This is a genomic window from Methylobacterium sp. GC_Met_3 (genome assembly GCF_026540775.1).
Classification (GTDB): domain Bacteria; phylum Pseudomonadota; class Alphaproteobacteria; order Rhizobiales; family Beijerinckiaceae; genus Methylobacterium.
Map to the genome: position 1 here is coordinate 86,353 of NZ_JALNUL010000018.1, position 10,427 is coordinate 96,779.

At 70.0% G+C, this 10,427-nt stretch carries 12 protein-coding genes; 8 read left to right on the plus strand and 4 right to left on the minus strand.

The genetic code is table 11. The features are described from left to right. Positions 1 to 99: 99 nt before the first annotated feature. Entirely contained in the window at positions 100 to 585 is a 486-nt protein-coding gene (locus OXS27_RS19925; protein WP_267358355.1) for a pilus assembly protein N-terminal domain-containing protein, read from the minus strand. A gap of 318 nt (positions 586 to 903) precedes the next feature. Here OXS27_RS19925 and OXS27_RS19930 point away from each other — a divergent pair, with 318 nt between their 5' ends. From OXS27_RS19930 to OXS27_RS19940, 3 genes are all read left to right on the plus strand, one after another. Next, entirely contained in the window at positions 904 to 1,068 is a 165-nt protein-coding gene (locus OXS27_RS19930; protein ID WP_243918734.1) for a Flp family type IVb pilin, read from the plus strand. A gap of 181 nt (positions 1,069 to 1,249) precedes the next feature. Continuing rightward, positions 1,250 to 1,801, plus strand: a complete 552-nt coding sequence (locus tag OXS27_RS19935; protein ID WP_243918743.1) for a prepilin peptidase — start codon at positions 1,250 to 1,252, stop codon at positions 1,799 to 1,801. Positions 1,802 to 1,903: 102 nt separating this feature from the next. Continuing rightward, positions 1,904 to 2,635 (plus strand): SprT family zinc-dependent metalloprotease, encoded by a 732-nt coding sequence (locus tag OXS27_RS19940; protein ID WP_243918745.1) that lies wholly within the window; start codon positions 1,904 to 1,906, stop codon positions 2,633 to 2,635. Between the two features lie 12 nt (positions 2,636 to 2,647). Here the strand turns inward: OXS27_RS19940 and OXS27_RS19945 are convergent, their stop codons facing one another. Then, positions 2,648 to 3,022, minus strand: coding sequence for a hypothetical protein (locus OXS27_RS19945; RefSeq protein ID WP_267358363.1), 375 nt, complete (start codon positions 3,020 to 3,022; stop codon positions 2,648 to 2,650). A 297-nt stretch (positions 3,023 to 3,319) separates the two neighbouring features. Here OXS27_RS19945 and OXS27_RS19950 point away from each other — a divergent pair, with 297 nt between their 5' ends. The 4 genes from OXS27_RS19950 to OXS27_RS19965 all read left to right on the plus strand — a co-directional run bounded on the left by OXS27_RS19950 (position 3,320) and on the right by OXS27_RS19965 (position 8,058). Further along, on the plus strand, positions 3,320 to 3,754 hold the full coding sequence (locus tag OXS27_RS19950) for an invasion associated locus B family protein (protein WP_243918771.1): 435 nt from the start codon (positions 3,320 to 3,322) through the stop codon (positions 3,752 to 3,754). A 23-nt stretch (positions 3,755 to 3,777) separates the two neighbouring features. Beyond that, positions 3,778 to 4,446 carry a hypothetical protein gene (locus OXS27_RS19955; protein ID WP_267358356.1) on the plus strand — a complete coding sequence of 223 codons (669 nt, stop codon included), beginning with the start codon at positions 3,778 to 3,780 and terminating at the stop codon, positions 4,444 to 4,446. A gap of 151 nt (positions 4,447 to 4,597) precedes the next feature. Beyond that, on the plus strand, positions 4,598 to 6,466 hold the full coding sequence (locus OXS27_RS19960; protein ID WP_267358357.1) for a glycosyltransferase family 2 protein: 1,869 nt from the start codon (positions 4,598 to 4,600) through the stop codon (positions 6,464 to 6,466). Next, a complete protein-coding gene (locus OXS27_RS19965; RefSeq protein ID WP_267358358.1) occupies positions 6,463 to 8,058 on the plus strand; it encodes a glycosyltransferase in 1,596 nt (531 codons plus the stop codon). The genes OXS27_RS19960 and OXS27_RS19965 overlap by 4 nt, the downstream gene beginning before the upstream one ends. Before the next feature lie 6 nt (positions 8,059 to 8,064). Here OXS27_RS19965 and purC read toward each other — a convergent pair whose 3' ends face one another. Both purC and nth read right to left on the minus strand, forming a co-directional pair. Next, on the minus strand, positions 8,065 to 8,859 hold the full coding sequence (gene purC / locus OXS27_RS19970; RefSeq protein WP_243918760.1) for a phosphoribosylaminoimidazolesuccinocarboxamide synthase: 795 nt from the start codon (positions 8,857 to 8,859) through the stop codon (positions 8,065 to 8,067). A gap of 196 nt (positions 8,860 to 9,055) precedes the next feature. Then, the gene (gene nth / locus OXS27_RS19975; protein WP_267358359.1) at positions 9,056 to 9,835 is read right to left on the minus strand and encodes an endonuclease III; all 780 of its coding nucleotides are present in this window, start codon (positions 9,833 to 9,835) and stop codon (positions 9,056 to 9,058) included. 20 nt (positions 9,836 to 9,855) lie between these two features. On the opposite strand from nth, the gene OXS27_RS19980 reads away from it, so the two are divergent. Beyond that, on the plus strand, positions 9,856 to 10,377 hold the full coding sequence (locus OXS27_RS19980) for a DUF2244 domain-containing protein (RefSeq protein ID WP_243918764.1): 522 nt from the start codon (positions 9,856 to 9,858) through the stop codon (positions 10,375 to 10,377). Positions 10,378 to 10,427 lie beyond the last annotated feature (50 nt).

Here is a 10,427-nt window from a genome sequence, read left to right on the forward strand (position 1 = left end):
GCTCGGATCTCCTTCCCGTGTCCCGGCCGCCGGGACCCTTGAGGGACCGGTGACTCGCCGGGCGATCCTGCCTGAAGGGAAGCGCTGTGTCGCCGGCCGTCAGCGATCGCCCGCCGGCGCCGCGCTGCTCGTGGCGAGCTTGCGCCGTGAATCCGCCTGGCCACTGCTCGCGTCGAAATATTTCGCCGCGTCGCCGAGCTGGACGGCGGGCTGGCAGTTCGGCGTGCAGGACAGGGATTCCCGGTCGAGCCCGCGCTGCACCATGATGGTCGAGTCGCGCGATGCCTCCACGCGGATCATCGTCTCGGCGATCATCGCGCCGGCATTGTCCAGGGCGATCAGGTTGGTCGAGCCGAAGCTCTTGCCGGTGAGCACCAGCACGCCGTTCTTCTGCGGCGTGACTTCCGCGATAATCGGATTTCCGACGATGACCGTCGTGGTCTTCTCCGGCAGGCGGATCACCTTGGCGTTATCCACCAGCACGGTCACCACCGGCAGCGGCTCAGGCTGGCCGGCCGCTGCCGCGCCGCCCATTATCAGGAGGAGGAGGCCGGCTCGGCCCGCATGCGACAGGGTGCGGTGCATCGAAGAGGCTCGCGAGGAAGCGGTCGGTGGACGGTCCTCCGCCCGGCACCTGTGGATACGCGACACGGGTGAAGGAAGCGCTAAGCACGTCCAAGCTCCCGGTTCGACGCGCGATGCCGGGATCCGCGGCCGATCCCCGAAACTGAACCTTCACCACGCTCGCGTCTGCTGAAGATATCGGTGCGACCAAAATCGAGTTTAACCGATTTTCAAGGCGAAATCGGCAGGTTGTGCGAGCCGCCGATCGAGACCTGAAAATTCTTCGTCGGTCATCGCGTAAGTTTTGGTCGCACAGAATTGATCGAAGGATCGTCCCTCATGAAGAGCCTGTTCAACCGTTTCGCCTCTGACGAGTCCGGCGCCACCGCCATCGAGTACGGCATGATCGCGGCCCTGGTGGCGGTTGCCATCATCACCGCTCTGCGGACGCTCGGCACCAACCTGACCGCCAAGTTCACCCAGATCTCCGGCAACCTGCAGTAAGAAGTCGAACCTTACAGCCACGATCTGCGGCAGGTCCGAGCCGCCCCCGTCGCGCGTCAGCCGGCGGGGGCTCTCTCGACCGGCCGCCGCGGCCGTCACGGGTGCATAGACGGGTTCCGAGGGTCGGGTGGTTCCGGCCCCGCGCCATTTCCGGCAATCAGCATCGTAGGTTGGCTCCGAGATGATCGGTGCAGGCGTTGCAAGTTCTCCGATAGCGAGTCTGGGGCTGGCGGGCTTCGGCCTGCTCGTTCTGTTCCCATTCCTGATGGCCTACGCCGCAGCGAACGACCTTCTGACCATGCTGATCCCGAACCGGATCTCGCTCGCCTTGGTGGCGGGCTTTGCGGTGCTCGCGGTGACGGGCCCGATGAGCTGGACCGAGATCGGCTTTCACCTGGGCGCAGGGGCCGTGATCCTCGTGGCCACCTTCACGCTGTTCGCCTTCGGCATCATCGGCGGCGGCGACGCCAAGCTCGCGGCCGCAACGGCCCTGTGGCTCGGCTTCGACGGGCTGGGCGATTATCTTCTCGTCGCATCGCTCCTCGGCGGCGCCCTGACGCTCGGCATTCTGTTCGCGCGCGCACATCCGCTGCCCATGCGCATCGCGCGCATGCCGTTCGCCCTGCATCTGCACGATGCGAAGACCGGCATTCCCTACGGTATCGCGCTGGCTGCCGCCGCGCTCCTGGTCCTCCCCGAGACCGAGGTCTGGAGCCGGGCGCTCGCCGGGTGAGGCGCCGCGCTCCGGACATCCGTGGAGGCGCGTTCGGGGCCGATATCAGATTCTGGGATCCGGGATCTGGAGCGCCGGTTCGACCCCCGTTAGAAGTCGGGCATGCCCCTCGCGCTGCTGCGTCGCCCTGATCCAGATCATCTCGAGGTCCAGCACGAGGGCGCGCGCTTCCGCATCGCGCTCCGGCGGCGCCCGACCGCGCGCCGCATCACCCTCCGGGTCTCAGCCGCCACCGGCGAAGTGGTGATCACGCTTCCGAACCGGACCGCGGTGAACACCGCGCAGCGTTTTGCCGTAAGTCATGCCGGTTGGATCGCCGCGCGGCTCGCCCGTCTGCCCGAGCGCGTCATCTTCGAACCGGGCGCGAGCCTACCGCTGCGGGGCGAGCCGCATCGCGTCAGTCTGCGGGGTGCCCGCGGCGGCGTGCGCATCGAGAATGACGCCGGTGAGCCGGAAATCGCGGTCGGCTGCGAGCCCGCCCACGTGGCGCGCCGGATACGGGACTTCCTGACCCGGGAAGCTCGGCTGGACCTCGCGGAGGCGGTCGAGCGCTATGCGCCGCGCCTCGGGCAGCGGCCGGTCCGCATGACCCTCCGCGATACCCGCAGCCGCTGGGGATCCTGCACGGCGCGCGGCGAGCTGAACTTCTCGTGGCGCCTGATCCTGGCCCCGCCGATGGTGCTCGACTACCTCGTCGCCCACGAGATGGCGCATCTGCGGGAGATGAACCATTCACCCCGGTTCTGGACGCTCCTGCGCGAGCTCTGCCCGAACGTGGACGCCGCGGAGGCATGGCTGAAGCGCAACGGCACCAGCCTGCATCGCTACGGCTGAGCCAGCGCGACTTCAGCCCTTGGAGCGCAGCACGCGTTCGCGGGCGACGGCGTCGGCCGGCCAGGTCGGCCGCGGATCGACCTCGCCGGGATTGAGGGTGCGCGGGGCGACGCTGTCGCAGATTTCGCGCTGGCGGATGATCACCGGATTGCCGAAAGCGTCGCGCCGGCGGATCAGGCCGCCGTCCCGGCAGTAGCCCGCGATCGCCGCCTGCCCCTCGCGCCGACCGTACGGATTCACCGCGACCGGCGGGTGCTCGATCACCAGTGTGTCGGAGCGATTGAGCGAACGCTCGACATAGGTGGTTTCGCCGACCGGCAGGCTCTGGGCCCCGGCCTGCGTGAGGGCGGCCATCAGGCAGGCGGCCGAAAGGGCGAGCGGACGCATCACGGCAACAGGATCCGGCGCTTGAGGACTGACTGGGACTTATCTAGGCCTTGCATTCCCGCTCGGATAGCGCTGCCGCGCAACACAAGGGCTGGATCGCTTGACAGCGCGGGGCCGACCATGGTCCGAACACGCCCGATTGTACGGCTCCCGCCCGTCCGCGGCCGGAGCGTTCCGAAGGGATCGGTGGTGCTGCTTCACCCGAAGCTCGTTCGATTTCGGCACGCGGTCCGGCGCGCCGCGCTGCCGGTCTTCCTCGCTCTCGTCGCGGCGGCGCTCATTCCCGCAGGGCTCGCGATGGCGCAGGGCATGGTGCGCAAGACCTTCGAGGATTGGCAATTGCGCTGCGAGACGCCCGCGGGCGCCAAGGCCGAGCAATGCGCGCTGGTCCAGTATCTCGCCGCCGAGGACCGGCCGAACCTCACCCTGGTGGTCATCGTGCTGAAGACGGCGGACAACCGCGGCTACCTGCTGCGGGTCGTGGCGCCGCTGGGCGTGCTCCTGCCCTCGGGCCTCGGCCTGAAGATCGACCAGACCGATATCGGCCGGGCCGGGTTCGTCCGTTGTCTCACCACCGGCTGCGTCGCCGAGGTGGTGATGGATGACGGTCTGATCCGCCAGTTCAAGAGCGGCACGCAAGCGACCTTCATCGTGTTCCAGACGCCCGAGGAGGGTGTCGGCATCCCGCTGTCGATGAAGGGGTTCGCGGCCGGGTTCGACAGCTTGAAATGACGGGGCCGTTCGGGAGCCGTGCGATGATCGGAAGTCGGAACGTATCCGGGGGCGTATGCCGGGGCGCCGCGGCGGGTCTGGTTTTCGCTGCCGCGCTCGCCGCGGCGCCGGCCCGGGCCGAGGACGGCAACGTCTTCTCCAACCTGTTCAAGTTCGGCGGCACCACGGTCCCGCCCTCGCAGGCCGAAAGCCTCGATCCGCCCTACTGTCCCCCAGTCGAGGTCGCCGAGAATGCCGCCGCCTCGCGGACCATGGCGGGTGCGAATGTGCGCACGCAATTCTCCTTGGGCCGCCTCGCCCGCGAGTGCACGCGGCTCCAGGACGGTTCGATCACCGTGAAGATCGGCGTGGAGGTGAACGTCCTGCTCGGTCCAGCCGGGGCGCCGGGCCGGTTCGACGTGCCGGTCACGTTCCAGATCCGCCACGACGGCAAGGTGATCTCGAGCCGCGTCGAGCGCGCCGGCGTGGCCGTCGGAGCCGGCGAGGCGCAGGGCTTCGCGACCATCGTGGCCGAGCCGCTGGCCGTTCCGGCCGCGATGACGGCGGATTACGATATCGCGGTCGGGGTCGGCGCGTTGGGCAAGGGCGGGATCGCCAAGGGTGCGGGCGGCAAGACCGCCGCCAAGCCGCGCCGACGGAAACCGGCGGTGGCCGAGGCGCCCCCGGGCGGAGGCGACGACGCTGCCCAGTGACGCCGCGGCGCGCCGCGTCGAACCGGGTACATCGCTCAGCCTGCGCGACCGTCTCCGGTTCGGCCGCGCGACCCGCTTCCGCCTGGAGCCGGCGGACGATTCTGCCTTCGACCGCCGCCTCGTTCTTCCCGACCATCCGAGCGGCTGGATCGTGCTGAGCTACCGGGACGGCGCCGTGGTGGCACCGCGCCGGCCGATCCTGCGCGTCCTGCGCGGCTCCGACGATGCGCCCCAGGATTTCGTGCTGCCGGGGGCATCCCTCGGCGTCGCACACTGGCTCGGCCTGATCCCGCCGGATGCCCGGGAGATCCGCCTCTGTGCGGGCCCTGACTTCGCGCTCGAGCGTGTTGGTATCTGGCGCGAGGGCGGCGTGTTGGCGCAATGTCTCCTGCGGCGCCCCTGGCGCTTCGTGGGGGCGCTCTACCAGCGGGCCTGCGGCTCGGAGCGACGGTATCGCGACACGCTGCGCGGCACCTGCGCGGTGACGCCGCTCGGAGGGTTCGATGCCTGGGCCGCCACCCGAACCCGGCCGGTTTCCACGTCGCCCGCGAACCTGCGGATCCGCTGCCTCGTCCTCGCGCGTCCCGGCGAGACAGCGGCCCTGGCCGCCACGCTGGACGCCCTTCAGGCGCAGACCCATCGCGCGGAGGCGATCTGCGTGACCTGGGAGTGCGCGCTGCCCGACACGCCGGACGCGCGAGCCATCCATCGGCGCTGGGACGAACGCGCCGGTCCGGAGGATCTCGTCGCCGGGTCCGAGGCCCTGTGCCTGCTGCGGCCGGGTGACATCCCGAAGCCCGACGCCCTGGCGCTCCTGGCGCACGCCCTTCAGGGCGCCGACCTCGCCTATGGCGACACCATCGGGCCGGACGGCAGGCCGCGCCTGAAGCCGGACTGGAGCCCGGATCTCGCCCTGGCCACGGGCTATCCCGGCCGGCCGCTGCTCGCGGTGCATGCGTTCCTGGCGGCGTTTCTGCCGGCCCCCCTGGGTTCGATGGCGCAGGTGGAGTTCGCCCTGGAGGTCGCCGCCGTCTCGGCGCGGGCGCGGGTGGTTCATGTCGCGCGTCCGCTCGCCCGCAATACGGCCGACCCCCTCGACCCGCCCGCCCGGGCACGGGCGCTCGACGCCCGCCAGAAGGTTCCGGCCGCCGCGCTCCGCGATGGCGCCGTCCAGCTGCTCTGGCCGCTGCCGGATCCCGCGCCGCTGGTCAGCATCGTGATCCCGTCGCGCGACCGGCTCGACCTGATCACGCGCGTCTGCCGCGGCGTCCTGCACGAGACGACCTACGCCCCGATCGAGCTGATCATCATCGACAACGGCTCGACCGACCCCGCGGTGCTGGCCCATTACGAGACCCTGCGCCGGGATCCGCGCGTGCACATCCGGATCGACCCGCAACCGTTCAACTTCGCCGCGATGGTCAATGCCGGCGTCGGCCTGGCGTCGGGCGCCGTGGTCGTGCTGCTGAACAACGACGTGGCCGTGCTGGAGCCCGGTTGGCTGGACGCGATGGTCCGGCAGGCCTGCCGGCCCGAGGTCGGCGCCGTGGGCGCCAAGCTCCTCTACGGTGACGGCTCCCTGCAGCATGCCGGCGTCGTGGTCGGGCTCGGCGGACGGGCGGGCCACATCCTGCGCCGGCGTCCCGGCGGCACGCCCGGCCATCTCGGGCGTCTGCGCGTCGCCCACGAGGTTTCCGCGGTGACGGCCGCCTGCCTGGCGGTATCGCGGGAGAAGTATCTCGCGGTGGGCGGCTTCGACGCCGCAACCTTCCCGGTCGACTTCAACGACGTCGATTTCTGCCTGCGGCTCGGGGCTGCCGGCTGGAAGAGTGTCTGGACCCCGGATGCGACCCTGGCGCATCTCGAATCCGTGAGCCGCGGCCCCTCGATCGGCGCCGAGCGCGCCCGGTTCGAGCGGGAAGCGGCGCTTTTCTCCGAGCGCTGGCGCGACGTGATCCGCCACGATCCGTTCTACCATCCGGCCCTGTCGCTCACGACCTTCGGCGAGGATCTGGAATGACGCGCCGCCGATCCCGGCGGGGGCTCGCCGACGCGGCGCGCAGGATTCTGGGCCATCCCCGGGAGGCCGGCGCCATCCTCTGGGCGCGACTGACGGGCAAGCGCCTGCGCGCCCGGCAGAGGCTGGCGGCGCTGGTGGGCGTCGATCATCGGCTCACTGTGCCGGCGCGGATCCTCGATGGCTTCCCGCCGGCTCGGGCCGGATTGGGCGACGACCTCCGCCTGATCGGCGGCGTGCTCGTGGCCGGCGCCCCGGCGCGGATCGCCGCCGTTTTCGCCGCCGAGCCCGATCTTCAGGCGCTCTACGGCGACGCGCTCGCGCAGGACCGTGCGGGCGGCCCGGCCTGGCCGCTCCTGCCGCCGGTCTTCGATGCTGACCGTCTCGCGGCCTTCGATTATCTCGGGCCGGTCCTGGCCTATCGGCGGACCGCCCTCGATCCGGATATCCATCCGCTGAGCCCGGCCGATGCCGCATTCCGCATCGCCGAGCGGCACGGCCCCCGGGCCATCGGCCACCTGCCGGAGATTTTATCGATCCGGCGTGAGGACGGCGATCCCCTCGCCCCGCGTTCGGGGAGAGGGGGATCTGGGCTCCATACAGTAGGGGAGGGGGGGCTCATCCATCACCGCGTGGTGGAGGCGCGTCTCGATCGGACCGGCCGGGCCGGGGCGCGCGTCGTCCCGGCGGACGGGCTCCTGCGCGTGGAGCATCCGCTCCCCGATCCGCCACCGCTCGCCAGCCTGATCGTCCCGACCCGCGACCGCCTCGACCTGCTCCGCCCCTGCCTGGACAGCCTGCGGGGCTGCACCGATTGGCCGTCCATCGAGATCCTGGTCTGCGATAACGACAGCCGCGAACCGGAGACCCTGGCCTATCTGGTGGATCTGGAGCGACAGGGGAGGGGGCATGTCGTGCCCTGTCCGGGGCCGTTCAACTTCGCCGCGATGAACAACGCCGCGGCCGCCCGCGCCCGGGGCCGGCTGCTGGTCTTCATCAACAACGACGTCGAGGCGTTCCAGCCCGACTGGCTGACCCTCATGGCCCGCGAGGCCTTGCGCCCGGATGTCGGTGCCGTGGGCGCCAAGCTCCTCGACGGCGAAGGCCGGATCCAGCACGGCGGCATCGTGCTCGGCACCGGCGGGCTGGTCACCCACGGGCACCGCCACTTCCCGGGCAATGCGCCGGGCTATCGCGCGGCGCTCCAAGTCACGCACGCGGTCTCAGCCGTGACGGCGGCCTGCCTGGTGGTCGAGGCGGACAAATTCCGGGCTGTCGGCGGTTTCGACGACGCGGTGTTCGCGGTCGACTTCAACGACGTGGATCTGTGCCTGCGCCTCAACGCGGCCGGTTACCGGACGCTGCTGGTCCCGGGGGCGGTCCTGCATCACCGCGAGGCGGCGAGCCGCCGCTGGACCCCGGAGGCGCTCGCCCGGCACGCGCGCGAGATTGCCGCGCTCAAAACACGATGGGGGCCGCTGCTGGCGCAGGACCCCCATTATCACCCGGGCTTCGACCCGGACCTCTCGACCCATGCGCGACTGCGCCGGCATTTCCCGCCGGCGGGCACGGCGACTATCCGCCGGCCCGCCTGAACGGGCTTACTGGACGAGCCGCGGCCCGCCGCTCTGCACCTTCTCGTTCTCCGACATGATGCCGAGCCGCTTGGCGACTTCGGTATAGGCCTCGATCAGGCCGCCCAGATCCTTGCGGAACCGGTCCTTGTCGAGCTTGTCGGAGGACTTGATGTCCCACAGCCGGCACGAATCCGGGGAGATCTCGTCGGCGACGACGATGCGCATCATGTCGCCTTCCCAGAGCCGGCCGGTCTCGATCTTGAAGTCGACGAGCCGGATGCCGACCCCGAGGAACAGGCCCGACAGGAAGTCGTTGACGCGGATCGCCAGCGCCATGATGTCGTCGATCTCCTGGGGCGTCGCCCAGCCGAAGGCCGTGATGTGCTCCTCGGAGACCATCGGATCGTTCAGCGCGTCGTTCTTGTAGTAGAACTCGATGATCGAGCGTGGCAGCTGGGTGCCTTCCTCCAGGCCCAGCCGCGTCGCCAGCGAGCCGGCCGCGACGTTGCGCACCACCACCTCGAGGGGGATGATCTCGACTTCGCGGATCAGCTGCTCGCGCATGTTGAGCCGGCGGATGAAGTGCGTCGGCACGCCGATATCGTTGAGGTGCTGGAAGACGAACTCGGAAATCCGGTTGTTCAGCACGCCCTTGCCGTCGATGACCTCGTGCTTCTTCGCGTTGAAGGCCGTCGCGTCATCCTTGAAGTGCTGGATGAGCGTCCCGGGCTCGGGCCCCTCGTAGAGGACCTTCGCCTTGCCCTCGTAGATGCGACGGCGGCGGTTCATAGGCGTGTACCGTGGTTTGAGGAAGTCCATGGGCCGTGGCTCCTAGTGCGCGACGAAGGAGAGAATCCGCGGCGCGGCGACCGAACGCGAGGTCGGGCAGCCGGACGGCCTCTGCCCGAGAGCCCCGGCAACCGGCTGGCAAACTAGCCGAACCGGGCTTCCAGCACAACGCGTTAGCCCGCAGAGGGGGATTGCGGAGGGCGCCCCGCATGTGTCGTGAATGTCGTCACGCCGTCGTCTTGGAGGGGTATCGACAGAGATCCGCGATGCGGCAGTGAAGGCATTCGGGCTTGCGCGCCTTGCAGGTGTAGCGGCCGTGCAAGATCAGCCAGTGATGGGCGTGGAGACGATAGGGCTCCGGCACGATCGCCTCCAGCCCGGCCTGCACCTTGTCGGTGGTCGCCCCGATGAAGAGCGGGATCCGGTTCGAGACCCGAAAGATATGGGTGTCGACGGCGATCCGTGGAACCCCGAAGGCGATGTTCAGCACGACGCTCGCGGTCTTGGCGCCGACCCCGGGCAGCACCTGAAGCGCCTCCAGGCTTGCCGGCACCGCGCCGCCATGCTGGTCGACCAGGATGCGCGAGAGTGCGACGACGTTCTTGGCCTTGGTGTTGAACAGCCCGATCGTCCGAACGAAGTCGCGGACTCGGTCTTCCCCGAGGGCCAGCATTTTCTCGGGCGTATCGGCCACGGCGAAGAGCGGGCCGGTGGCGAGGTTGACGCCGCGATCCGTCGCCTGCGCCGAAAGCACCACGGCCACGAGCAGCGTGAACGGGTTGACGTAGTGCAGCTCACCTTTCGGCTCCGGCTCGGCCTCGTGGAACCGGCGGAAGATCTCGGTGAGGATGTCCGGGGCGACCGCTTCGGGGGCGGTGTCCACCTGTGCGGTGACCGCCGGCCCGACGGGGCCTGCGAGGCGGCCGGAAGCTGCGGCTCCGCCGCGCCTCGCAGGCCCGCGACCGGCGCGATCCGTCACGGGATTCGGTGGCTTTCTGGCGGGCATCGCTGCGTTATATGGATCGCATGGCGAGCGGCAATCCTTCCGTCCATCCGTATGGCCTCGATCCCGATTCGATCGACCGGCCCGTCTTCGCGGCGACCATCCGGCCGCATCAATCCCTGAGCCGTCTCGGGTTCCGGGTGGTGATGACGGGCTGCTGTGCCGTCTCGCTCACGGTCTCGGTCTGGGCGTGGCGGATGGGGTTCTGGCCGGTCGCCGGCTTCTTCGGCCTCGACATGCTGGCGATCTACGCCGCGCTGAAGGTGAGCGTCCGGCGTGGCGGCTCCTTCGAGGAGGTGATGATCACGCAGATCGAGATCCTCCTCGCCCGGGTCAGCCATCGGGGGGAGCGGCGCGAGTGGCGGTTCAACCCGCTCTGGACCAAGCTCGAGACGGTGGAGGATGACGAGTACGGGCTGCAGCGCCTGACCCTGGTCTCGCGCCGGCAGCACGCGCTCGTCGCGCGGGATGCCGGCCCGGACGAACGGGCGCGGGTCGCGCAAGGCCTGACCGCGGCCCTGGCGCAGGTGAAGAAGGGCTACTGACCGGCAGCGGCGGGGCCGGACCGAAAAAATCTGACGCCGCCCGGAACGAA